This is a genomic window from Rothia mucilaginosa (assembly GCF_964211445.1).
Taxonomy (GTDB): Bacteria; Actinomycetota; Actinomycetes; order Actinomycetales; family Micrococcaceae; genus Rothia; species Rothia mucilaginosa_E.
This window is the reverse complement of the sequence record NZ_CAXOQT010000011.1, coordinates 47,479-71,095: the sequence shown is the minus strand read 5'-3', so window position 1 is coordinate 71,095 and position 23,617 is coordinate 47,479. Positions and strand designations below refer to the sequence as shown.

19 protein-coding genes are annotated in these 23,617 nt (G+C 58.7%); 14 read left to right on the top strand and 5 right to left on the bottom strand.

The features are described 5' to 3' along the window. Window positions 1-38: 38 nt before the first annotated feature. Window positions 39-1,124: a 2,3-butanediol dehydrogenase gene (locus AB8E48_RS04240; RefSeq protein ID WP_368885871.1), complete on the bottom strand. Its 1,086-nt coding sequence runs from the start codon at window positions 1,122-1,124 to the stop codon at window positions 39-41. Between the two features lie 339 nt (window positions 1,125-1,463). Between AB8E48_RS04240 and AB8E48_RS04235 the strand changes: the two genes are divergently transcribed. The 8 genes from AB8E48_RS04235 (at window position 1,464) to AB8E48_RS04200 (ending at window position 11,367) form a co-directional block, all read left to right on the top strand. After that, complete coding sequence (locus tag AB8E48_RS04235; protein WP_368885870.1) at window positions 1,464-3,038, top strand: amidohydrolase; 1,575 nt, start codon at window positions 1,464-1,466, stop codon at window positions 3,036-3,038. Window positions 3,039-3,315: 277 nt separating this feature from the next. Beyond that, window positions 3,316-4,275, top strand: a complete 960-nt coding sequence (locus AB8E48_RS04230) for an L-lactate dehydrogenase (RefSeq protein ID WP_368867142.1) — start codon at window positions 3,316-3,318, stop codon at window positions 4,273-4,275. A gap of 269 nt (window positions 4,276-4,544) precedes the next feature. Further along, window positions 4,545-4,820: a hypothetical protein gene (locus AB8E48_RS04225; protein ID WP_070830788.1), complete on the top strand. Its 276-nt coding sequence runs from the start codon at window positions 4,545-4,547 to the stop codon at window positions 4,818-4,820. A gap of 185 nt (window positions 4,821-5,005) precedes the next feature. After that, entirely contained in the window at window positions 5,006-5,863 is an 858-nt protein-coding gene (recO, locus tag AB8E48_RS04220; RefSeq protein WP_368885869.1) for a DNA repair protein RecO, read from the top strand. A 241-nt stretch (window positions 5,864-6,104) separates the two neighbouring features. After that, window positions 6,105-6,896 (top strand): isoprenyl transferase, encoded by a 792-nt coding sequence (locus tag AB8E48_RS04215; RefSeq protein ID WP_070643285.1) that lies wholly within the window; start codon window positions 6,105-6,107, stop codon window positions 6,894-6,896. A gap of 78 nt (window positions 6,897-6,974) precedes the next feature. After that, a complete protein-coding gene (locus AB8E48_RS04210; RefSeq protein WP_049341239.1) occupies window positions 6,975-8,063 on the top strand; it encodes a quinone-dependent dihydroorotate dehydrogenase in 1,089 nt (362 codons plus the stop codon). A 303-nt stretch (window positions 8,064-8,366) separates the two neighbouring features. Continuing rightward, window positions 8,367-10,475 carry an AIPR family protein gene (locus AB8E48_RS04205; protein ID WP_049337627.1) on the top strand — a complete coding sequence of 703 codons (2,109 nt, stop codon included), beginning with the start codon at window positions 8,367-8,369 and terminating at the stop codon, window positions 10,473-10,475. 235 nt (window positions 10,476-10,710) lie between these two features. Then, window positions 10,711-11,367 carry a DUF6318 family protein gene (locus tag AB8E48_RS04200; protein ID WP_368885868.1) on the top strand — a complete coding sequence of 219 codons (657 nt, stop codon included), beginning with the start codon at window positions 10,711-10,713 and terminating at the stop codon, window positions 11,365-11,367. A 111-nt stretch (window positions 11,368-11,478) separates the two neighbouring features. Here AB8E48_RS04200 and AB8E48_RS04195 read toward each other — a convergent pair whose 3' ends face one another. Further along, window positions 11,479-12,108 carry a DUF3043 domain-containing protein gene (locus AB8E48_RS04195; protein WP_368885867.1) on the bottom strand — a complete coding sequence of 210 codons (630 nt, stop codon included), beginning with the start codon at window positions 12,106-12,108 and terminating at the stop codon, window positions 11,479-11,481. Between the two features lie 115 nt (window positions 12,109-12,223). On the opposite strand from AB8E48_RS04195, the gene AB8E48_RS04190 reads away from it, so the two are divergent. The 6 genes from AB8E48_RS04190 (at window position 12,224) to AB8E48_RS04165 (ending at window position 18,006) form a co-directional block, all read left to right on the top strand. Continuing rightward, window positions 12,224-13,618 carry a dipeptidase gene (locus tag AB8E48_RS04190; RefSeq protein WP_368885866.1) on the top strand — a complete coding sequence of 465 codons (1,395 nt, stop codon included), beginning with the start codon at window positions 12,224-12,226 and terminating at the stop codon, window positions 13,616-13,618. A 248-nt stretch (window positions 13,619-13,866) separates the two neighbouring features. After that, window positions 13,867-14,220, top strand: coding sequence for a HesB/IscA family protein (locus AB8E48_RS04185; protein ID WP_005506039.1), 354 nt, complete (start codon window positions 13,867-13,869; stop codon window positions 14,218-14,220). A 114-nt stretch (window positions 14,221-14,334) separates the two neighbouring features. After that, complete coding sequence (gene trpD, locus AB8E48_RS04180) at window positions 14,335-15,408, top strand: anthranilate phosphoribosyltransferase (protein ID WP_314657563.1); 1,074 nt, start codon at window positions 14,335-14,337, stop codon at window positions 15,406-15,408. 544 nt (window positions 15,409-15,952) lie between these two features. Beyond that, the gene (locus AB8E48_RS04175; protein WP_368885865.1) at window positions 15,953-16,402 is read left to right on the top strand and encodes an NfeD family protein; all 450 of its coding nucleotides are present in this window, start codon (window positions 15,953-15,955) and stop codon (window positions 16,400-16,402) included. A gap of 80 nt (window positions 16,403-16,482) precedes the next feature. After that, window positions 16,483-17,478 carry an SPFH domain-containing protein gene (locus tag AB8E48_RS04170; protein ID WP_005506035.1) on the top strand — a complete coding sequence of 332 codons (996 nt, stop codon included), beginning with the start codon at window positions 16,483-16,485 and terminating at the stop codon, window positions 17,476-17,478. 189 nt (window positions 17,479-17,667) lie between these two features. After that, on the top strand, window positions 17,668-18,006 hold the full coding sequence (locus AB8E48_RS04165; RefSeq protein ID WP_005506034.1) for an RNA polymerase-binding protein RbpA: 339 nt from the start codon (window positions 17,668-17,670) through the stop codon (window positions 18,004-18,006). 195 nt (window positions 18,007-18,201) lie between these two features. Here the strand turns inward: AB8E48_RS04165 and AB8E48_RS04160 are convergent, their stop codons facing one another. The 3 genes from AB8E48_RS04160 to AB8E48_RS04150 form a co-directional block, all read right to left on the bottom strand. Next, the gene (locus tag AB8E48_RS04160) at window positions 18,202-18,936 is read right to left on the bottom strand and encodes a polyprenol monophosphomannose synthase (protein ID WP_368885864.1); all 735 of its coding nucleotides are present in this window, start codon (window positions 18,934-18,936) and stop codon (window positions 18,202-18,204) included. Window positions 18,937-19,070: 134 nt separating this feature from the next. Then, window positions 19,071-20,249, bottom strand: a complete 1,179-nt coding sequence (locus tag AB8E48_RS04155) for an amidohydrolase (RefSeq protein ID WP_368885863.1) — start codon at window positions 20,247-20,249, stop codon at window positions 19,071-19,073. Window positions 20,250-20,460: 211 nt separating this feature from the next. Next, a complete protein-coding gene (locus AB8E48_RS04150; protein WP_368885862.1) occupies window positions 20,461-23,502 on the bottom strand; it encodes a DEAD/DEAH box helicase in 3,042 nt (1,013 codons plus the stop codon). Window positions 23,503-23,617: the final 115 nt, after the last annotated feature.

Here is a 23,617-nt window from a genome sequence, read left to right as displayed (position 1 = left end):
AGGAAGCTAGAAGAGCAGCTGCATCAGCTGAAACTGAATTACTCAGCCAGACGCTCCGGGTCGGTGGTGACCAGAATCTTCACAGCGGTCTCGTTGTGGTGAATCAGGGTGTCGAAGCCCTTGTCAATCAGGTCTTCCACAGCAATCTTGCCGGTGATGAAGGGCTTGAGGTCAATCTTGCCGGACTCAACCAGCTTGATGGTCTCCGGGTGGGAGTTCACGTATGCGATGGTGCCGCGGATATCGAGCTCCTTGAGCACAACCTTCTGAACGTCCAGCGAAGCGGGCTTACCCCAAATGGAGACGATGACGACCTTACCGGTGGGCTTGAGGGCATCCAGGATCAGGTCCAGTGCGGGCTGAACGGAGGTGCACTCGAACGCGATGTCAGCGCCACGGCCGTCGGTCAGCTTGTGGATCTCAGCCAGAACGTCGGTCTCTGCGGGGGAGAAAGCGTAGTCAGCAACACCGGAGTCCAGAGCCTTCTGGCGGCGCAGCGGGGACAGCTCGGAGATGATGACCTTAGCGCCCTTAGCCTTCAGAACTGCGGAGGTCAGCAGACCGATGGGGCCAGCACCGGTAACCAGTGCGAATGCGCCCTCTTCGAACTCGCCTGCACGCTCAACAGCGTGGTAGCCAACGCTCAGGGGCTCAATCAGTGCAGCCTCGTCCAGGGGAATGTTGTTGGGGATCTTGTGAACCCAGCGGCGCTTGACAGCGACCTTCTCGGACAGACCGCCACCGCGACCTGCCAGACCGATGAAGTTCATGTCCTTAGACAGGTGGTAGTCCTTGGAGTCGGGGCCGGTGTAGACGTCATCACGAATGATGTAGGGCTCGACGACAACGTGGTCGCCAACCTGCAGGTCGTCTACGCCTTCGCCCAGTGCCTCAACGACACCGGAGAATTCGTGACCGAGGGTGACGGGGGAGTCCTCACCAGAAATGGGGTGGGGGTGACCGTGCTGGGGGCAGAAGATGGGGCCGTCGAGGTATTCGTGCAGGTCGGTACCGCAAATACCGCACCAGGCGACCTTGACCAGAACCTCGCCCGCAGCGGCTTCGGGTGCGGGGATGTCTTCAATGCGGATGTCGTTACGGTCGTAGAAGCGTGCTGCCTTCATGGGATGGAGCTCCTTAGCGTGGTTGTGGCGCTCACTGCGGTGTGTGCTTGCCGGTACGGTTCGCATCCATGGGTCTGTCACGGTGTTGGCAGAGGTCCAAACGACATGGTTTGGACCGGTTGTGAACTGTCCTGCCGGCATTCGCATCGCTAGCGCCGGATGGTGATGGGTGCGGCTGGATTGTCGCTCCCATGTGCTTAACGCTACTCCAATGAATCAAAGATTCCTAGGATATATACAAAATTTCTTTTATGTGACAGATATTTCTTTTTGGGTGTTTTCGACTCCATCACGTTCGACCCTCTAGCGCCCGGCGAGCGCAGACGGTAGCGTAGAAGCATGACTGACGCGAACGCACAGGGCACCGCCGCCCACACCCAGCCCACTTCTGACGATTCCGCTCGAACGGTACCGAACCGACCCGCCGCAACATCCCGCCACTATGACGCACCCGATGCCGATTGCGTGCGCGGTAGCGAGTATTCCGAGATTCTTGCCCTTGAAACGGAGCAGCGTAAGCGTGCCGCTGAGCGCCGCCGCAAGCGCGGGCATGCGTATCCCGAGCAGGAACGTAGTCACGGCGAGCGCCACGGTCATGGAGAACACCGCGAGCACGGAAAGAGTCACGGAAAGCATCACGGGCACCGCCTTGATGATGACAGCGGACTGGCGCATATTCGCCGCGACCTCGCCGAATCAGTCGCCACTCGCGCGGATTCTTTGACCGCAATTCTCAAGGCGATTCACGCGCATCCTGAGACTGCCTACGAGGAGTATTTCGCCTCCCGCACGCTCGTTGATGCGGTCCGCGAAGCCCACCCGAACCTCAGTATCGAGCACCCTGCCTTCGGTCTGGATACCGCGTTCAAGGTGGAGCTCACCAGCGCCGACTACGACCCCGCCAAGCACCGCACCATCGCGATTCTCTCCGAATACGACGCGCTGCCGGGCATCGGTCACGGCTGCGGCCACAACGTCATTGCGGTATCCGGACTGGGCGCTTTCCTCGCCCTGGCTGATGCGCTCGCCACCGGCCCCGAGGCATTCAGCGGCAGAGTCCTTTATTACGGCACGCCTGCCGAGGAGTCCGATGCCGGTAAGGAGCTGATGGCGCGTGCCGGCGCGTTCGAGCAGGTGGATGCAGCCATCATGGTGCACCCGTACTTTATGGATGTGGCGGATCAGGCGTGGCTGGGTCGCCGCGAATGCCGCGTGACCTACACGGGTGTGAGCGCGCATGCGTCCTCGCATCCGTTTATGGGTCGTAACGCCCTGGATGCGGCAAACCTGGCGTATCAGGGCCTGGGCTTGTTGCGTCAGCAGATTCCCGGTTCTGACCGTATTCACGCGATTATTGACCACGGCGGGGACGCCCCGAACCTGATTCCTGCGACCGCGAGCCTGCACATTAATATCCGTTCTAAGCACGCGCCGACTCTGCGTGCGCTGTCGCAACGGGTTGAGGAGGTGCTACGCGGTGCGGCGCTCATGGCTGGCGTGAGTGCGGAGGTGACTTGGGATTCTTCGCCGATGACCATGCCGGTGCGCACGAACCGCCCGCTGTTGAAGCGTTGGGTTTCGGCTCAGCGTTCGGTGGGCCGTCACCCGTACCCGCCCGGCACGGTCAGTGACACGCTGGCTGCTTCGACTGATTTCGGTAATGTGAGCCTGCGTGTGCCCGGTATTCACCCGCTCATTCAGATTGCGCCTGAGGGCACCGGTATGCACACGGTGGAGTTCGCGCACTGTGCCGATACTCCGGCGGCGGTTGATGCTGCCCTGGATGCGGCATTCGGTTTGGCATCTGTGGCTTTGGATTTTCTGGTTGATGACGAGTTGGCTCAGGCGGTTCGTGCCGATTTTGAGGCTTCCGGCGGTGCGGTAGATGTGGAGGGATACTTTAGCGGCATGTGAGCTTGCTCAAAAGGTCAGAACGTCATTATTTGGTTTTGTGAGTGAAAAACACCCCGCATAGCCCATAAAGTCACCAGCACCCATCGAAAAAAGCAAAATAATCCAACACAAAACGCAGAATCTGCGGCATAATAGAAAGTAACGAAGCGAGCCCACCGGGGAAGAGCATCCACACCTAGGAAATTCATCCCCGAGGCACACACCCGCTTCCTTATAAACCACGCGAGAATCCTCTCGCACCACACGGATAACTCTCACGAAAAGAGGGCATACAGCAATGAACGGTGTCAACAACCCCACCAAGCTCGGCGTCATCGGTGCAGGCGGCGTCGGTAGCGCAACCGCATACGCAGCTATGGTCCGCGGCTCCGCAGACGAAATCGTCCTGTACGACATCGACGGCAAGCGCGCACACGCTGAAGCACTGGACATCGCACACGGCGCAATGTTCGCACACGAAGCAACCGTCACCGGTGGCGACGACATCGAACTGCTGCGCGACTGCGACATGGTCATCATCACCGCTGGTGCTCGCCAGAAGCCCGGCCAGCCCCGCCTCGAGCTGGCAGGCGCAAACGTCGCAATCCTCGAGAAGCTGCTGCCGAACATCCTGTCCGTAGCACCCAACGCGATCATCATGCTCGTCACCAACCCCTGTGACGTTCTCACCATCGTTGCCCAGAAGATCACCGGCCTGCCCGCAAACCGCGTGCTGTCCTCCGGTACCGTTCTGGATTCCTCCCGCCTGCGTTGGCTGATCGCTAACAAGGCTGGCGTCTCCATCAAGAGCGTTCACGCAAACGTTGTTGGTGAGCACGGCGACTCCGAGTTCCCCGTCTGGTCTGCAGCAAACATCGGTATGGTTCCCCTGACCGAGTGGGAGCAGGACGGCAAGCAGCTGTTCACCGAAGAGGTCCGTGCAGAGCTGGCAACCGAAGCTATGCGCGCAGCATACAAGGTCATCGAGGGCAAGGGTTCCACCAACTACGCAATCGGTATCTCCGGCGCACGTATCGCTGAGGCATTCCTCGGCGGCCAGAACGCAGTGCTACCCGTCTCCACCACCATTGCAGGCGAGCTGTACGGCTTCAAGGACGTTGCACTGTCCCTGCCCACCATCGTGAACCGTGAGGGCATCCAGCGCGTGCTCGAGGTCCCCATGAACGAGGCTGAGCTGGCACAGCTGAAGGCATCCGCTGAGGCAATCCGCGCATCCGCAGCTTCCCTCGGTTTCTAATCCCGGCTTCTCATTCTCTCGGGTTCATAACCCGTAAGAAGCAACCATTCAGTAGGCGCAGCGTCAAGCTGAGCTAACCGACAGAAGAACCCGCCGCACCCGGCACCCACTCCTTGAGGAGTAGGGAAGCTGGGGACGGCGGGTTCGCTGTGTCTGGGTGCTGTTTTATGCGGTGCTTTATGTGCCGCGACCGTTCATAGTTCCGCGTTTAAACCGCCGTATGACCGCCCGGCGCACACCATAGGCGCGTAGGTAGTAGAATAAATGGCATGAGCATTGATCCTCGCACTGAACTCACCCGCCTCCTTGACGCGCTGGAGGCGCACCTGACCGCCGTTGTTAACCGAAGCGGCGAGCACGACCCTGCCGTCGATGAGGCATACGTAGAAATCGCCAACGCCTTTGAAGCCTACGAAGATGCCCTCTTCGAGGCATACAACGAGGTCACCCCCTTGAGCGTCTACGGTGATGAAGACGAGGATGACCTTGAAGAAATCCTCGACGATGAAGACGACATCGACGACGATATTGAGTACGAGGACTAAATAGCGCCTCGCCCATACGTTACGGACCGACCCCTGACCGGTACCCCCTACGCGGGGTAATACGGCAGGGGTCGAACCGTACCCGCAACACCCGCGCAGCTCTTGCCCTCAAAGCAGACGCGGGCGGCCGCAGAAGAACTATCCACCAAATACCCGTTGAGCATGTACCGAGAACGGAGATACCCGTGAGCGAACCCCGCACCTGGCGAGACCACGCCCTCATCCTCCGCACCCAAAAACTCGGCGAAACCGATCGCATCATCATCATGCTCACCCGCGACGGCGGAATCACCCACGCAGTCGCCAAAGCCGTGCGTAAACCCACCTCCAAATTCGGTGGGCGACTCGAACCGTTCATGCACACCGACCTGTCCTTCAGTCGCGGTCGTACTAATCTGCACACCATCAGCCAGGCGGCGACCCTGCACGCCTACACCGCACCGATCATGGCGAACTACGATGCGTACACGTGCGCCTCCACCATCGCAGAACTGGCGGAGACACTCACCAAAGACACCGACAGCACCGCCGATATTTACACTCTCACTCACGGGGCGCTTGCCGCGCTTGCGCACGGGCAGCATGTGCCGCAGAGGATTCTGACCCGCTACCTGGCGCGCAGCATGAACGCCGCCGGTTGGCCGCTCATCGGCGAGAATTGCACCCGATGCGGCAACCTGCTCGTGAACGCAGATAGCCAGGGTGCGGAAAATAGCCGAGCAGAAAATAGTGCTCCCAGCGGTGCAGGTGGAACCGGCAGGTATATCGCCTTCCACACCGCCCACACCTACGGACACCACACGATCCTCTGCCCCCAATGCGCACCCGCCGTCGACACGCCCCTGACCGGCCTGCCTGCCGAAGAGCTCGGTTATGCGCTCGCTACCGCTTCCACGGACCCGCGTGCCTGGGCGACTATTGACGCGGCGCCGGTGCCGGTCGCCTCCAAAATTCTGGGGCTCTACCTAAAAACCACCCAGAACCTGCTCGAACACCCCCTGAAAACGGCGAGCGCCCTTGAAGCAGAAATTCCTGCCACCTAAAGACCCTGAGCGCTGAAGCCCCTGCGGCCGTAAGACTTGCGCTGTAAAGAACCACCCGCATAGTTTAGATGCACGCCGGTGCGGCAATCATGCGCCAACCAGGACGCAAAATAACCCCCGAAGCACCCGCCCATGCGCGCTGTGTCACGGTAAAATAGCTAACAGCACGCCAGCGTTTATTTCTGGCGCATATCTAGGCAAACGACCCCGGGGGAGAACCCGCCAGGGAAGAAAGGCACACATGGCACGCACCCAGCCCGTACCCCCGCCCGCACACCCCACCGGGGCAACCCCGCCGCCGATTCCGAAGAAGTTCATTCCGCAGCACGTCGCTGTTGTCATGGACGGTAACGGACGCTGGGCCAACGAGCGCGGCCTGCCCCGCACCGAGGGCCACCGTGCCGGTGAAGCGGCACTGCTGGACGTTGTTGCGGGCGCTATCGAAATGGGCATCCCTTATGTGACCGCCTACGCGTTCTCCACCGAAAACTGGAAGCGCTCACCCAGCGAAGTGGCGTTCATTATGCGTTTCTCCACTGAGGTGCTGCAGCGTCAGCTGGCAACCCTCAAGACCTGGGGTGTGCGCATCCGCTGGGCTGGCCGCCGACCCAAGCTGTGGAAGAACGTCATCGAAGAGCTCGAACACTGCGAGCGCGAAACGATTGATAACACCGTCTGCACCCTCACCATGTGCGTGAACTACGGCGGCCGCGCAGAAATCGCTGACGCGGCGGCAGCTATCGCAGCGGATGCTGTGGCAGGCAAGATCAAGCCCGGCAACATTACCGAAAAGACCATCCAGAAGTACCTGGACGAACCCGACCTACCAGACGTTGACCTGTTCCTGCGTTCCTCCGGTGAACAGCGCATCTCGAACTTTTTGCTGTGGCAGAGCGCCTACGCCGAGATGATTTTCATGAACGTGCTCTGGCCCGACGTTGACCGCCGCACCCTCTGGGAAGCTGTCGAAGAGTATGCGCGCCGCGACCGCCGCTACGGTGGCGCTGTCGACGCTGTCACCAACGACAAGTAGCGGCTCGGCATACAGTCCCGGCACGCCCGGCTCGTAGCCCCACAAACCACCCACACCCTCCAACCTTAGGGAGAACAAATGCGCATCTACCCGACCTTCTTCAACATCTTCTTCAAGGGCATGGACCCCGAGAAGGCACACCACGTCGGCTTCTGGGGCGTTCAGACCCTGCGCAACGTCGGCATCACCCGCGCGCTGCGCAAGTACTTCCAGCCCGCCCCCGAACTGGCAACCACCGTCATGGGCATTACTTTCCCCTCGCCGTTCGGCCTGGCTGCAGGCTTCGACAAGGGCGGTAAGGGCATTGCCGCGCTGGCTGGTATCGGCTTCGGCCACGTCGAGATCGGCACCATCACCGGTCAGGCGCAGCCCGGCAACCCGCAGCCGCGCCTCTTCCGCCTTGTGGAAGATAAGGCGGTTATCAACCGTATGGGCTTCAACAATGACGGTGCCGCAGCGGCAGGCCCGCGCGTTGCCGCCGCCCGCGCAGACCTCGAAACCGAGTACCGCGGCGCTGTACGCCCGGTTATCGGCGTGAACATCGGCAAGACCAAGGTCGTTGAGCTCGAGAACGCTATTGAGGACTACCTGATTTCTACCCGCACCCTGGCACCGCAGGCAGACTACCTGGTCGTCAACGTCTCCTCCCCGAACACTCCGGGTCTGCGCACCCTGCAGGCCATCGAGTCGCTGCGCCCGCTGCTTGCCGCCGTGCGTGAAGAGGCAGACCGCGTATGCCCCAACCGCCACGTACCGCTGACCGTGAAGATCGCGCCGGACCTGGTCGATGAGGACGTAATCGAGGTGGCAGCCCTGGCTAAGGAACTGAAGCTGGACGGCATCATCGCCACCAACACCACCATTGCCCGCGATGGCCTGGGCCTGACCAGCGACATGACCAAGGTCAAGGAAATCGGTGCCGGCGGCCTCTCCGGCGCGCCGCTGAAGCCCCGCTCCCTCGAGGTGCTGCGCCTGCTCAAGCGCGAAATCGGCGACGACCTGGCCATCATCTCCGTTGGCGGCGTGACCACCGCCGAGGACGTGCAGGAACGCCTGGACGCTGGCGCCGACCTAGTGCAGGGCTACACCGCCTTCCTGTACGAGGGCCCGCTCTGGGCGGCACACATTAACCGCGGCCTGGTGAAGCTGCGCCGCGCTCGCCGCTAGAAGGTTTGCAGGCGGGAGCGTTATGCTTCCCGGCGCGCTGACTTGGCGTGTTGACTCTGCGTACTGAAGGGGGGCACCGTTCTCTACCCGTTGGGGTGGAGGCGGTGCCCCTTTTGTGTGCCCTCTCAACGTGTAAGGGGTGGTTGTGCTGGTATCTGAGGGAGGGGGCTGAATTTTTACCTGAGATTCTGTTAGCGTTTTGTGTGTTGTGGATTGCACCCTGACCTGGAGCGATAGTACTATCAGAGTGGTGCAGCACCGACGATTGCACCACCACACTACACATTCAAAGGAGATGAGAGAATGTCTACCAAAAAATCTAAGACATTAATGATTAATGACATTATGACAAGCTTTAAAAATAAGTTTGTTTTGGACCTTAGTCCCGAAGAAAGCGAAGACAGTGTATTTGAGAAGCTTGCAGCCTATCTAGTAACCTGCAAGTATTCTTCAGATTATGAGTTCAGTCTTCAGGATATTTGTTCTGGTCAGAGTGATACAAACGCTGGATCTGAAATGTCCGTTGATTCTGCGGCTGTAGTCGTTAATGGATATGTTGTTCCTAACGTTGAGTATCTAGAATCCATCGCTGATAGCCTTGGGGATAAGATAAATGTTTCTTATGTATTTACGCAGTCGAAGAATGAAGAGCATTTCTCTGATCTGGCTGGAAAATATGGAAAATTTATCACTGGTGTAAATGCTATTCTTCGCGCCCAAGAACCAATTAAAGGCCTAACGAAAACAATTGACAACTTTATAGAGATTAAAAATCTTATAGAAAGTGGCCAAATTATCGTTGATGAAAAGCCTAAAGCTATTACGATTGACGGTGGAATTAAGGTAAATACTTGCTACGTAATTTCTGGAAGTGAAAAGAATAAAGAACGTTCTCTTGGGGGTGCTAAGAAGCACATTGAGAATAATATTTCCAACCTTGAGGCTGCAGGAAATTACGTAGTTGATGACTCGCTTATCATTGGTTACGAAACACTTCGAAAAATATATGATGATGTTTTCATGGGGGCGGATGCTCAATTTAACATGAGAACTTTGTCTCCTTTTGAGATGGACAATATTTCGAAGCATGGAATTGATGCAATTTATACAGGGTATCTTCCGTTCAAGGAATATAAAAAGGTAATCCAGGACGAGGATGGGGACCTTCGACCCAATGTCTTTAGTGAAAATGTTCGCGGGTATCTAGATAAAACACATATTAATAAATCCATTAAAGAGTCTCTCGCTTCCGGTGGAGCATTGGGAGAAGGGGACTCTGAGAGTATTGGTCGTGACCTTTTCTTTGCTATGAATAATGGTGTCACTATTATTGCTAAGCATCTACAATCTGGGCTAGGCACAGGCAATACTATGCGTCTTCAGGGATATCAGGTAGTTAATGGATGTCAGACAAGCCATATTTTGCATGAATATTATACTGACGTTATGGATAAGCTTAATAAGATTCGAGAAGATATACCCGAAAAATATTTAAGTCATGAAGGGGATGACTTGAAGAGTAAAATCCTTATGGATTGCATTGAAAGCGGTATGGGTAAAGAAGCAGTCAAAGAAGCGGTAGATGATTTATTGCCGAAGGTTGAAGCTGCTAATAAGTATGAAAAAGAGATTCTGGGTATCGAGTCTTCTATCTGTGTTCCGGTAAGAATTATTCATACTCGTAAGGATAGCGTTATTGATTTGATTATCGCATCTACGAATACTCAGAATCCAGTTAACGAGTTGGTCTTGCTATCGCGCTCAGAATTCAATAAGAAACTCGAGAATTACTTTGCAGGGCACTATGAAGGTTCTTTGAGGTATGAAAGAAGGAAGAATCAGTATGTTAACTCCATGGATTCAATTAATAGTAAAATCACTATGGATGATTTGCTTAAAGCATACGCAAGTATATTCTTGAAGTCTCCTCATGAGAGTGCACGCTATTTTGGAAAGCTGAAGAAAAGGGCTACCAGTAAGACTCCTTCAGTATTTTCTGATGGTCATAACTGCGATTCTTATTATCTCGCAGCGCGGATATATGTTGATTTGGATGCTTGGCTGAGGGAGAACCAGATTTTGTCTGAGTATCGACGCTATCGCTGGCACATGATGTACGCGGTTGCCGAAATCATTGACCGGGAAGCTGGTCGGGAGAATAAGAAGGCAAATAAAATTCTTGGTAGGAATATGAGCTTTGATCAGAGTGCTCCGAAGATGAAGGAAGTACTTGATCGTTATATCAAGATTCACGAGTCTGATAATGGGACTAAAATTAATGATATTTTTAGCGAAGCTAAGAAATCGATTGATAAAGCCATTAAGACTATGCAGAGGCGTGGAGTTCAGCTGAATGAAATTAATAAAGATGCAGAATTCCACAAAGAAATCTATAAGAATATCGTAAAATAAATTTACATAACTTTTGTGGGGCTGTGGCAGTTTTTCGTAAAACATGCCACAGCCCCACTTTTTGAACCGTATTCTGAGGAGTCTTTATACTGCTGATATAGGGCTTTGGTAACGCAGAGGATATTTAGCGGAAGATGCTTATAAGAGTAGGAGCAATGACAAGTTCCCAGTGCGCGCTCGCGCATAATGGAGATAAGCGGGAGACCATGCACTACAACGATGTGGAGGACCTACCATGAACCCCAATATGCTGAACCGCCGCTCAATACTGACCGGAGGCACACTCATCAGCCTCAGCACCCTACTCGCCGCCTGCGTGCCGCACGACATCACAACTGCAGGAGACGGATCCACCGCCTCCGGCGCAGCCGCCACCAGCGGCAGCTCAAGCAGTAGTGCCGGCAACAATGCCGGTAGTGGCGAATACCGCAAAGCAGACGCCAAAGGCCCCGCCCAGAACGTCCCCAAACCCAACGCCCCCGAAAACGGATACCGCGCAAAGACCCCCGACGGCATCCTCAAAACCATGGACGCCTGGAACCAATGGATCAACTACGGCGTCCAAACCGGCGACTACAGCAAAGCCCGCGAATTCCTCTCCACCTCAAACGACGGAGAACTCAAAATCTACCGGGAAATAGAAGCACTCTACCAACGCGGCGGATGGGTCATCGACGGCATCGAACACTTCGAACCCGAAGGCATACCCCGGAGCGACGACGGCCGAACCTACTACCTGAAAACCAGCCACGAATGGGACAAACACACCGAAGTGGAACCCGACGGCCGCCAAGAAACCTGGAGCAGCGACAAGGAAGAAGAAATCTACACATTCGCCCTCGAACACCGTGACGGCAGATGGCAGATCCTCTACTCCCGAATCGAAGCCTAATCGTACCGGCGTCTAGCCGCGGTACATTCGCCCACGCGCAAGAATATAAAAATAGGGGAGAGGCCTGAACCTTCAGGACCTCTCCCCAAGCACCTATAAGGCACTAACGACTTAGTGCGGGTACTCGCCGTACTTCACCATCGGAACCGGACGGCGCATACGACGAGGAACCAGTACGCGGTTATACGTATACATGCCGGAACGAGGCTCCATCTCGCCGAACTTCGCAATTACCTTCTTCTTCAAGCCACGCCACATAATCCAGGAATCACCAATCCACAGCAGCATCAGACCCCAAAGGACGTACGTAGTAATACGCTGGAAACCATCCGCAGCCTCAGCAGAACCGAGGAAACCGGGGATAAACAGGGTAATAATAAAGAACGCCAGCATGACAAACAACATGACGTCACCAATATTGCGGCGGGCATCAATGTAGTCACGGATATAACGGCGCTGCGCACCACGATCCACGGCGGGCAGGTAACGCTGATCGCCACCCATCAACGCATCATTCTGACGCTCACGAGCCTTCGCCATCGCCTCACGTTCACGAGCCTTCGCCTCCTTACGGTCATTAACAACCAGAGGCTGACGACGAGCCGCCTGCTGCTCCTTACGCGAAGGAGTAGGACGGCCCTTCTTCGGGGTGAACTTCGGATTAACCGGAGCCTGAGGCTCCTCTACAACCTGCGGCTGAACAGCTTCCGCTTCAGCCTTCTCTTTCTTACGACCAAACACCCTCCCATCATACCCGAACGGCACACACCAAACCCGCCCCCACAAGCCCACACCAGCAACTGAAACAACCCCAACCACCCGGCGGCTGCGGGTAAGGTGGGGGTAAGGTAGAAACATGACTACTGAATTCACCCACCACAGCGCCCTCAGCGACGCCGTCACCAAAAACTTCGAAGCAACCCTGCAGACCCTCACCGAGCTCGTCGCCATTCCCTCCATCGCATGGGAATCGCACGACCTCACCCAGGTAGACCGCAGCGCCGAGGCAGTTGCCGCGCTCGCAACCAAGGCAGGCTTCAACAACGTACGCATCGAACGCGCCACCTACACCACCGCAGACGGCACCGAAAAGCAGGGCATGCCCGCCGTCATCGCCTCCCGCCCCGCCGCAGAAGGCTACCCGACCATCCTGCTCTACGCCCACCACGACGTACAGCCCGCCGGCGACCTCGACCTGTGGGACACCGAACCCTTCGTCGCAACCCGCAAGGGCGACCGCCTCTACGGCCGCGGCGCAGCAGACGACAAAGCAGGCATCCTCGTGCACCTCGCCGCGCTCGCAGCCCTCAACGAAACTCTCGGCGAGGACTTCAAGCTCGGCGTGAAGCTCTTCATCGAAGGCGAAGAAGAGGCAGGCTCGCCCTCCTTCGTCTCCTTCCTCAACACCTACCGTGAGGAACTGTCCGCCGACTACATCGTGGTCGCAGACTCCGCCAACTGGCGTGCCGGCGTACCCGCACTGACCACCAGCCTGCGCGGCGTCGCATCCGGCGACATCGAGGTACGCGTCGGCAGCCACGCCATCCACTCCGGCATGTTCGGCGGCCCCATGCTCGACGCACACACCCTCATGGCGCAGCTACTCGCCACCCTGCACGACGCCACCGGCGCCGTAGCCGTCGAAGGCCTGCACCGTGCCCCCGAACCCGAACTCGAATACGCCGAAGCAGACTTCCGCAACGACTCAGGCATCCTCGACACCGTACCCCTGGCAGGCACCGGATCCATTGCATCCCGCCTGTGGACCCAGCCGGCAATCTCCGTCATCGGCATGGACATCCCCTCCATCGCAACCTCCTCCAACACCCTCGCCGTCGTATCCCGCGCACGCATCAGCACCCGCCTAGCACCCGGCGACAACCCCGAAAACGCACACCGCGCACTCGCCGAACACATCAAGGCACACGCACCCCACGGCGCACAGGCAACCTACACCGCTGTAGACTCCGGCATGCCCTTCGCCACCGAAGTCGACGCAGACGGCGCACAAACCGCACTCGACGCAATGCGCGCCGCCTGGGACGTCGAACCCGTACAGACCGGCATGGGCGGCTCCATCCCGTTCATCTCCGACCTGAAGGACCTCTTCCCGCAGGCACAGATCCTCGTCACCGGCGTAGAAGACCCCGACACCCGCGCACACAGCGCCAACGAGTCCCTCTACATCCCGGACTTCAAGAACGCAATCCTTGCGGAGGCGCTGCTGCTGAGCGCATTCGGCGCACGCTAAACGCGCTCGCTAGGAACATCCACAAAAAGTGGGGGAGAAGGGTCACCAAACCCCAACCCCCACTTTTTCGGTATCCTAGAAGCAGAATTACTCATAAAGCCCCCACGCAAACACTCACGCCCCCGGCGAACTATGCACACCCTAGGTTGTGCTCAGCTCTCCCCGGCGCGTATCGTGAAGGCTAAAACGCCCACACGCACCCACACGCGGCGCACACGGGCAACCAACAAAACAAAAGGACAACACTCATGAGTGAAACCACCACCGAACTGCCCACCCACGGCGTCAACCTCACCGAAGTAGCACAGACCAAGGTCCGCACCCTCCTCGAACAGGAAGGCCGCACCGACCTGCGCCTGCGCATCGCCGTCCAGCCCGGCGGCTGCTCCGGCCTCATCTACCAGCTCTACTTTGACGAGCGCGTCCTCGACGGCGACGCAGTCCGCAACTTCGACGGCGTAGAGGTCATCGTCGACAAGATGAGCGCACCCTACCTCGACGGCTCCACCATCGACTTCGAAGACACCATCGAAAAGCAGGGCTTCTCCATCGACAACCCCAACGCAGCAGGCTCCTGCGCATGCGGTGATTCCTTCCACTAAACCGAAGGAACCCCAGCGCTAAGCACCACCAAAGTGCAACACGCCTAATAAACCCCCGTCTCGCATACTGCACCCAACCATGCAGATACGAGACGGGGGTTTTACACTTAACACATGACTACGCACGAAATTACCTGGAAATACATCCTCAACCAGCTCGTCAAGCACCAAAACCTCACCGACACCGAAGTCGCCTGGGCAATGGACCAAATCATGACCGGCCAAACCGAACAGCCGATCCTCGCATCCTTCCTCACTGCCCTTCACTCCAAGGGTGAAACCCCCGAAGAACTCGGCGCACTCGCAGCCGGCATGATCGCCAAAGCAGAAACCGTAGACATCGACCCCCACGCCGTAGACATCGTCGGCACCGGCGGAGACCAGCAAAACACCGTCAACATCTCCACCATGGCAGCCCTCGTCATCGCAGGCACCGGCGCCACCGTCGTCAAGCACGGCAACCGCGCCTCCACCTCCAAATCCGGCTCCGCAGACGTCCTCGAAGCCCTCGGAATCCGCCTCGACATGCCCATCCCCGCAGTCGCCGAATGCGCTCGCGAGACCGGCATCACGTTCCTGTTTGCGATGACCTTCCATCCGGCAATGCGCCACGTGGGCCCGACCCGCCGCCTGCTGGGCATTCCGACCGCGTTCAACTACCTGGGCCCCATGACGAACCCGGCTCGCGTGAAGTCCTCGGCTATTGGCGTTGCTAACCCGGTCATGGCTGAGAAGATGGCTCACGTCTTCGCGGAGCGCGGCGACCACGCCCTGATTTTCCGCGGCGATGACGGCCTGGATGAGCTGACTATCGCCACCACGAGCCGCCTGTGGGAGGCTGTGGATGGCAAGCTGACCGAGTACCGTTTTGACCCGACCGAGTACGGTCTGCAGAACGCACCGCTGGAACAGCTACGAGGCGGCGACGCCGAGTACAACGCCGGCGTTTTCCGTGCAATTTTGGCGGGGGAGGGCGAGGCCCCGAAGAGCCCGCTGCGCGCCATTCACGACGCCGTGCTCATCAACGCGGCTGCAGGCCTGGTGGCGTACCGCCCGGTCAACGGTGAAAGCTTTGAGACCCGCTTCACTCAGGCGCTGGCTGATGCACGCGAATCCATTGCATCCGGTGCAGCGGAGCGCGTGCTCAACGCATGGGTCGAGTTCAGCGAAAAGCATGCAGAGGCGTAAAGCTCTAGAAAATCGATAGCAGACACCCGAGACGAACAGAGCACACCGAAAGGTGTGGAGCTGGGGTCTCGGGTGTTTGTCGTTTAACGTGAGCCGTTGAGGGGCATACTGAGGAGCCCAAAGATTCGGAGCATTTGAGCGCGCAGCTGTGGGTCGCGGAAGCTGAGGCGCGCGGAGCAAGAGCAACGGACGAGAGCAGCATAGTCGCACCACAAGGAACACAGTTCGACCTGCATCGGTCAGAGCGTGCCAGCCTGAGCGTCGAAAGCACCGGTGAGTAGCCGGTGGGGTAGTGAAAAATAGGTCTACTTTACATAATGTATATTATCGGCTTTTTAGGGAGGTCTAGAGTGAACCCAAGATTCCCCGTATCTAAATAAAGTCTTAACAGTTCATGTATTAACCTCACTCGGTCATCAGAACTATCGTTTGTATTCAATCCACCTGAAATAATGGATATACCCCGCATCACGAAGGTGTCGTCGCCTCGTATACAGATTCAACGTCAACCACGCCGGTTGATGTACATCAAAGGAGAAAACTCGTGGATTGGCTCTTTGAGACACCCTGGACACTCTGGGTTGCTCTCGCCCTCGTTTTCGCCGTCATAGAAATGCTCAGCCTCGACCTGTTCTTTCTCATGTTGGCGATCAGCGCAGGCATTACCGCAGCAATATCGCCCTTCGTGGACAATATGCTGATTCGAACCGTTATTTTCGTGGCGATCTGCCTGATTCTGGTTCTTGGCCTGCGCCCGCCACTGCTGAAAAAGCTCAATAAATCAGCCACCGGTGCTATTACTAATGCTGAAGCACTCATTGGTGCTGAGGTGCGCGTCACCCAAGATGTGACTAGTGAAACCGGTTTGGTGGTACTAGCTGGCGACATCTGGACGGCACGCACCGCCTCCGGAACGCTCCCTGCAGGATCACACGCGAGGGTACGAGCCATTGAGGGCGCTACCGCAATTGTAGAGCCTCTCCCCCATGACTAAGGCCCATCTGAATACCGGCTCCAAATACCAATTCAGATACCCCAAAAACACACCATATAACTCACCGATAAGGAGAAACAATGCCTATCAGCCTTATTCTGACGGTCCTACTCATCCTCTTCGTGCTGACGATGCTCGCCAAGACCGTGCGCGTCATCCCGCAGGGACGAGCCGGCATCGTCGAACGACTGGGTAAGTTCCACGCCGTTCTCAACCCCGGCCTGCACATCGTCATCCCCGTAGTTGACCGCGTGCTGCCCCTCATCGACCTGCGCGAACAGGTCGTTTCCTTCCCCTCGCAGTCCGTGATTACCGAAGATAACCTCGTAGTCGGCATCGACACCGTCGTGTACTTCCAGGTCACCGACCCCCGCTCGGCAACCTACGAAATCACCAACTACATTCGCGCCGTGGACGAGCTGACCAGCGCAACCCTGCGTAACGTCGTTGGTGGCCTGAACCTGGAGCAGACCCTCACCTCCCGCGACCAGATCAACGCAGAACTGCGAGGCGTACTCGACTCCACCACCGGCCGCTGGGGCCTGCGCGTCTCCCGCGTGGACATCAAGGAAATCCAGCCCCCGGTGTCCATCCAGGACTCCATGGAAAAGCAGATGCGTGCAGAGCGTGACCGCCGCGCCGCAATCCTCACCGCAGAAGGCCAGAAGCAGTCTGACATTCTGACCGCAGAAGGTGAATCCCGCGCTGCCATCCTGCGTGCAGAGGGTGAAAAGCAGGCACAGATCCTTCGAGCAGAAGGTGACGCACAGTCCGCAATCCTGCGCGCAAACGGTGAAGCAGAAGCCGTGCAGAAGGTCTTCGCGGCAATCCACGAATCTAACCCCAGCCAGCAGCTGCTCACCTACCAGTACCTGCAGACCCTGCCCAAGCTCGCCGAAGGCGACGCCAACAAGCTCTGGTTCATCCCGACCGAACTCGGCGACGCACTGCGCGGCCTGGGCAACGCATTCGGCACCCTGCCCGCATCCGACCTCGCGGACGCACCGAAGAAGCCCGCAGCAGAGGCTCCTAAGAGCGCACCGCAGGCACCCGGAAGCTACGGCATCAACGGCTAAACGCGAAAACTAACGCATAAAAAGGCGCGAATCACCAAAAATCACGCCGAATAAACACCACCACGCTGGGCGGGTGGAGACTATTACCGATATAATGGATGTTTTGTAAACGTTCGAGGGAATAGCTCTCCCCCGCCCAACGTTATGCCTAAAGCGCTACAAGGCGCACCCGACGACACTGGAGGAAAAATGAGCGATCGTAGCCTGCGCGGTATGCGCCTGGGTTCCCAGTCGATGGAAACCGAATCGAACGTACAGCCCGCGCCCCGCCAGCGCGTCGAATACCGTACCGCAGATGGTGACCGCGTTTTCGTGACCTTCGCGGCAGAAGCAGAAATCCCCTCGGTCTGGACCGCAAAGTCCGGCAAGGAAGCATACCTCGTCAACGGCGACTCCACCGCAGACGCCGAAGAAGAGAAGCCCGCACGTACCCACTGGGACATGCTCATGGAACGCCGCAGCATCGAAGAGCTGGAAAAGACCCTGGAAGACCGCCTGGAATACTACCGCAAGCACTACGCGCTCTAAAAGCACCGTAGACCTGCCGTAGAAAGGCTGTAGAAGCCCGCTAAGAGCTACTTATACTCTTAGCGGGCTTCTTTGTTTCGGCGCATGGATTCCTCGGTACGTGAGCCAGGAAAGAGCGCCAGAGAAAACAGAAAAAGACCGGGGCAGATACTTTTATGTATCTGCCCCGGTCTTTCGTATAAGTCTCAGAACGAGTTACTTACCCAGAGCCTTCTTCAGCTTCTGAATACGGTTGGTCAGACCCCAGCGAGTCACCTTAGACATCGAGTCGAAGATGATGTTGCCGTCCATCTTCGAAGCGCCAATCTCACGCTCAACGAAAGTAATCGGAACCTCAACAATCTTCAGACCAGCCTGCTCGGAACGCCACGCCAAATCCACCTGGAACACGTAACCCTTCGAGTCGATACCGTCCAGGTTTAGACGCTGCAGAGCGTCACGGCGGTACGCACGGAAACCAGCGGTAATGTCCTTGATGGAGGTGCCCAGAATCAGGCGAGTGTACAGGTTAGCGCCGCGAGAGAGAATCTGGCGGTGAGCCGGCCAGTTCTTGGTCTTACCGCCGGGAACGTAGCGCGAACCAATAGCCAGGTCAGCGCCCGCCTCCACAGCACGAACCAGAGAAGGAAGCTGCTCAGGCTGGTGCGAGCAGTCAGCGTCCATCTCAATCAGAACGTCGTAGCCTGCCTCAAGACCCCAATCGAAGCCAGCGAGGTACGCGCCACCCAGACCGTCCTTAACGGTGCGGTGCAGAACATGAATCTGGGGATCCTTAGCTGACAGCTCATCGGCAATCTGGCCGGTGCCGTCGGGGCTGTTATCATCCACCACGAGAATGTCCACCTCGGGAGCTGCCTTGCGAAGACGCTCTACCACGATGGGCAGGTTCTCCTTCTCGTTATACGTCGGGATGACAGTTAGAACGCGCATATTACTCCCTCACAGGTACATATAAAACAGGCAGTGTAGATATCCAGTATACCGGGTAAACATGTGGGCAACTGAATCCTCAGGGGCTTCCACTGCCCCTAAACCGCCTAAAAAGGTTTTGACAAGCTAAAAAATTAGTTACTTTCAGTGTAAATAGATTCCAGGACGGGCAGAGGCGAATCCTCCTCCAACACCGGAAGCAACGGAATGCGAGCGCGGGGGTCCGTGCTCCAGGATGCGACGCGGGAATCGGGTGCTTGAACCATGAGGGCTTCGACACGCCATTGTGCGACGTATGCGGGGGTATCGGGGGTGAGCTGGCCGGTGAAGGGGTTGTCTTCGTGGGCGAGGCGGTATACGCCGCGGGTGAGGGCGGCGAAGGCGCTACGTGCGGAGATGCCGTGTTCGTCGTTGACGAGTTCGCGGATGAGGGACCATGCGCCGGGTGCGTAGAGTTGGGTGTCGGAGCCGAGTGCGATGGAGGTGCCGGTTGCGTTTGCGCGGCGAGCTACGGATGCCACAGATTCGCGTGCCTCTCCCCCGGCGTGTGCGAGGAGTGCTTGGACGGTGTCGTTGGCGGTTTCGTCTTCTTCGGGTTCGCAGACGCTGAGGCCGAGGTTGATGCGTGCTTCTGCCAGCTTGGTGAGGTATTCGTCGGTGATGGGGTCCTGCAGAGTGCTGATTGCTGCGTCGAGGCGGATAGAGAGCCAGGGGCGGGTTCCGCGTACGGCGAGCGCGGCGTCGGCTGCGGTGGTGAATCCGGTGGATGCGTCGATGGAGAGCAGGAGTGCGGCGTCTTCGGCTACCTGTGCTGCTGCGGGTGCCTCGTCGGGTGCGACAGAGATACCGACCAGTTGCAGGCCTTTGACGGCGCGTTCGCCTTCGGTGAGGGGGCGTAGTGCTTTGATGGCGCTGATGAGTTCGTCGGTTTCAATGCCGGTGGCGTTGAGGATGAGGCGGATGTCGGGGGTGCCGTGTTCGGCGCTGTAGTAGCTGAGTGCGGAGACGAGGTCGGGTACGTCTTCCATGCCTGCCAGAAGGGTGTGGGTGTGGTAGCCAGCTGCGCGGTATGCCTGCAGGTAGTCGAGGATTTCGGGCGCTTCCTTGCCTGCTACCGGTGCCAGGGCGCGTGCGAAGGCGGGGGTCAGCAGGGCGCCGTCGAGTTCGGTGATGGTGGCGGAATCGTCAGCAATGGAACGCGCCCCGGAGTCGGAGCCAACCCAGCGGACGAAGCCGTCCTCAACCAGCATTGCGGTTGCATACGGGTCGACGGGGCTGTACACGCTACCATCTACGAAAATACGGGTAGACATTAGATTCCTTTCACCTTTGAGGCGCGCCGAGGCGCACACGGGGGCGGGCACGTCGATTGTGCTCGCGTAGCTCAGCTGAGCGTCTCTTTCGAGTATAGAAGCACCCCCGCTGCCTGTGGTAGTTCGTTCGTCCTTAGATGACGTGGAACGACGCACAGGTGCGGGGGTGGTGGCCCGAACCGGTCGGGCGGGATGTAGCGCTAGGCGCGGGTTAGACGTCCAGCGCCACAACGCCGCGGCGTACCGCCTCAATTGCCTCTTCACAGCGGGCGCGGATGACCGGGTCCAGGGAACGGATGTGCGCGATCTGGTCTAGGGCGTCCAGTACCTGCTTTGCCCAGCGTACGAAGTCGCCGGCGGCAAGGCCGGTGTCTTCGATTGCCTTGGCGAGGTGCGCGCCGTTCGCCCAGGCGTACATGGGTTCGACCAGGCCGAAGTCGCACGCCGGGGTCAGGTTGACCTTGAACTGTTCCTCGGCGGCGTTCAGGTCTGCGAGGCGCTGCGTAATCGTCGCAATGGGCGCGCGCAGGGACGGGTGCGGGTAGTGAGCCAGGTATTCCACCGCGTCGCGCTTACCCTGGTAGGTCAGTGCGGCGACGGTTGCTGCGATGGCGGCGGGTTCCAGTCCGTCGAGGAAGTGCGCGTCGAGGCACAGGGCGGTCAGCAGGTCGCGCTCGCCGTAGATGCGGCGTAGCGCCTGGCCGCCGGTGGTTAGCGACAATTCGCCGTCCTCGGTGCGTTCGACGTAGCCGTAGCTCTCCAGCAGGCGCGCAATGCGGTTGAAGACCTGCGCAATCGTGTTGGTGCGGCGGGCAATCTGACGGCGCAACCCTTCCGTTTCAGAGTTGAGCTTCTGCCAGCGTTCAGCCCAACGCATGTGGTTTGCGCGGTCGGAGCAGCCGTGGCACGGGTGGTTACGCAGCTGAGCCTGCAGAGCCTCCAGCTGCGCGTCAATGCTGTTCTGACGAGCCGGGATGTTCTGCTGTGCGAGCGCACGCGGGGCGCGGCCGTCGTAGAGTGCCTGGCGCATGCGGCTTGCGGTGTCGCGGCGTTCCTTGGCGGTTTTGAGGCTCAGGCGCTTCGGAATCTTGATGCGTGAGACCGGTTCGATGGCGCCCTCGAAGTCGCGGGTTGAGGCGGTGCGCTGGTGCGCGTCCTCGGTGACGATGCCGATGCGCGGGTCGGCGTGCGAATCGGAACGGGTCACCACGACCGCGTAGCCGCGGGAGCGGCCGTGCGGAATGTAGATGATGTCGCCGGGCAGCAGCTGCTGGATGCTGTGGTGTGCCTGGGCGCGGGCGTGGCGTTCGTTGCTCTTGGACGCCTTCTTCTCCAGCTCGGCGATTTGGCGGCTGAGCTGTACGTATTCGGTGAAGTCGCCCAGGTGGCATGCCATGGCTTCGCGGTAGCCTTCGAGGGCGCTTTCGTTTTTGCGTACGCGGGAGGCGACGCCCACGACCGACTTATCCGCCTGGAACTGCGCGAAGGAGGACTCAAGGATTTTGCGGGTGCGTTCGGCGCCGTAGGAGGCAATCAGGTTCGCCGCCATGTTGTAGGTGGGGCGGAACGAAGAGTTCAGCGGGTAGGTGCGGGTGGAGGCGAGGGTCGCCACGTGCTCCGGGGACATACCGGGGCGCCACATGACGACCGCGTGGCCCTCAATGTCGATGCCGCGGCGGCCGGCGCGTCCGGTCAGCTGGGTATACTCGCCGGGGGTGATGTCCACGTGGGATTCGCCGTTGTACTTGGTGAGCTTTTCCAGAATCACGGTGCGTGCGGGCATGTTGATGCCCAGCGCGAGGGTTTCGGTGGCGAAGACCAGCTTAATCAGGCCCTGCGCGAAGAGGGTTTCTACAACCTCCTTGAACAGGGGCAGCAGGCCGGCGTGGTGCGCGGCGATACCGCGAATGAGGCCGTCGCGCCACTCGTAGTAGCCGAGAGTGTTCAGGTCGCGGGTGTCCAGGTGAGCGGTCGCCTCCGCAATGTAGGCGCGGATGGTCTGCTGCTGTTCGGGGGTGGTCAGCGTAATATCGGCGGATACGCAGTGGCTGACCGCGCCGTCACAACCGGCACGCGAGAAAATGAAGCAGATGGCGGGTAGTAGGCCCTGCTTGTCGAGGGCGCGCACCATCTCCGGGCGGGTAATACGCTGCGGACGCAGAGGCTTCTGCTCGCCGCGCGCATCAAACTCCCGGTCGTTACTGAAACGGTCACGACGGTTCGAGCCGCCGCGCTCGCCGCTGCTGAACGTCTCATTCAGCCAGCCCTCACGGCGGTGACGGAAACGCTCACGCTTACCGCCGTAACGGCCTCGACCCGGCGCGGAACGGAAGCCGGGACGCAGCGCCTTCAGCTGCGGGTTCAGACGCAGACCGGCAAGCAGCGGGTTAGCGCCCGCCTCCACGGATGCGCCGCGCTGCTTGGCCTTCTGCGCCTTCTTCGCCTGCTTGCGGGAGAGCTTCTCCTCCGGTTCCTGGTCCTTGCCGTTCTTAGATTTGTCCTCGGGTACGAACAGGTCCACCACACGGTGCCCGACCATCATGTGCTGCCACAGGGGCACCGGGCGGTGCTCCGAAACAATAATGTCCGTGCCGCCGCGCACCGTATCCAGCCACGCGCCGAACTCCTCAACGTTCGACACCGTCGCCGACAGGGAAATAACGTTCACATGCTCGGGAAGGTGAATAATCGCCTCTTCCCACACCGCGCCGCGGAAACGATCCGCAAGGTAGTGCACCTCATCCATCACCACGTAGCCCAGGCCGGTCAGCGTGGTCGAGTTAGCGTAGAGCATGTTGCGTAGCACCTCGGTGGTCATCACGACCACGGGTGCTTCCGTGTTAATGCTCGTATCGCCGGTCAGCAGACCCACGTAATCCTCACCGTACGCGCGCACAAAGTCGTGGTACTTCTGGTTGCTCAGCGCCTTAATGGGGGTCGTGTAGAACGCCTTCATGCCGCGGCGCAGCGCCAGGTAGATACCGAACTCGCCCACGATGGTCTTACCCGCACCCGTAGGCGCGGCAACCAGGACGGAGCGGTCCGCCTCCACGGCGGCACACGCCTGACGCTGAAAATCATCCAGCGGAAAATCAAGGGACGCCTCAAAAGCCCCGAGGGCGGTCTTCGAGTAGGCGGCGCGCTCTCGGGATGCGGCGTAGGCGGCAGCGTAGTCGGTGCCGGTCTGCTCCGCCAGGGTCTGCTCGTTAGAAGTTTCTGCGTCAGATGTGTGCTGTGCGTGGTGCTTGCTCATAGTATGTCCAGTGTAACCGGTTGCCCGCCGCGCACCTTCCGAAAGCGTCACGGACGGGCACTAATCCGGTATGGGCGAACAGCGAGCGCATCCGGCACGGTATAACGCTCCCTGT

What these genes read in the sequence shown, in the direction of transcription:
- AB8E48_RS04240 (WP_368885871.1), bottom strand. Translation starts at nt 1,124, where the DNA reads ATGAAGGCAGCACGCTTCTACGACCGTAACGACATCCGCATTGAAGAC.
- AB8E48_RS04235 (WP_368885870.1), top strand. Translation starts at nt 1,464, where the DNA reads ATGACTGACGCGAACGCACAGGGCACCGCCGCCCACACCCAGCCCACT.
- AB8E48_RS04230 (WP_368867142.1), top strand. Translation starts at nt 3,316, where the DNA reads ATGAACGGTGTCAACAACCCCACCAAGCTCGGCGTCATCGGTGCAGGC.
- AB8E48_RS04225 (WP_070830788.1), top strand. Translation starts at nt 4,545, where the DNA reads ATGAGCATTGATCCTCGCACTGAACTCACCCGCCTCCTTGACGCGCTG.
- AB8E48_RS04215 (WP_070643285.1), top strand. Translation starts at nt 6,105, where the DNA reads ATGGCACGCACCCAGCCCGTACCCCCGCCCGCACACCCCACCGGGGCA.
- AB8E48_RS04210 (WP_049341239.1), top strand. Translation starts at nt 6,975, where the DNA reads ATGCGCATCTACCCGACCTTCTTCAACATCTTCTTCAAGGGCATGGAC.
- AB8E48_RS04205 (WP_049337627.1), top strand. Translation starts at nt 8,367, where the DNA reads ATGTCTACCAAAAAATCTAAGACATTAATGATTAATGACATTATGACA.
- AB8E48_RS04200 (WP_368885868.1), top strand. Translation starts at nt 10,711, where the DNA reads ATGAACCCCAATATGCTGAACCGCCGCTCAATACTGACCGGAGGCACA.
- AB8E48_RS04190 (WP_368885866.1), top strand. Translation starts at nt 12,224, where the DNA reads ATGACTACTGAATTCACCCACCACAGCGCCCTCAGCGACGCCGTCACC.
- AB8E48_RS04185 (WP_005506039.1), top strand. Translation starts at nt 13,867, where the DNA reads ATGAGTGAAACCACCACCGAACTGCCCACCCACGGCGTCAACCTCACC.
- trpD (WP_314657563.1), top strand. Translation starts at nt 14,335, where the DNA reads ATGACTACGCACGAAATTACCTGGAAATACATCCTCAACCAGCTCGTC.
- AB8E48_RS04170 (WP_005506035.1), top strand. Translation starts at nt 16,483, where the DNA reads ATGCCTATCAGCCTTATTCTGACGGTCCTACTCATCCTCTTCGTGCTG.
- AB8E48_RS04165 (WP_005506034.1), top strand. Translation starts at nt 17,668, where the DNA reads ATGAGCGATCGTAGCCTGCGCGGTATGCGCCTGGGTTCCCAGTCGATG.
- AB8E48_RS04160 (WP_368885864.1), bottom strand. Translation starts at nt 18,936, where the DNA reads ATGCGCGTTCTAACTGTCATCCCGACGTATAACGAGAAGGAGAACCTG.
- AB8E48_RS04155 (WP_368885863.1), bottom strand. Translation starts at nt 20,249, where the DNA reads ATGTCTACCCGTATTTTCGTAGATGGTAGCGTGTACAGCCCCGTCGAC.
- AB8E48_RS04150 (WP_368885862.1), bottom strand. Translation starts at nt 23,502, where the DNA reads ATGAGCAAGCACCACGCACAGCACACATCTGACGCAGAAACTTCTAAC.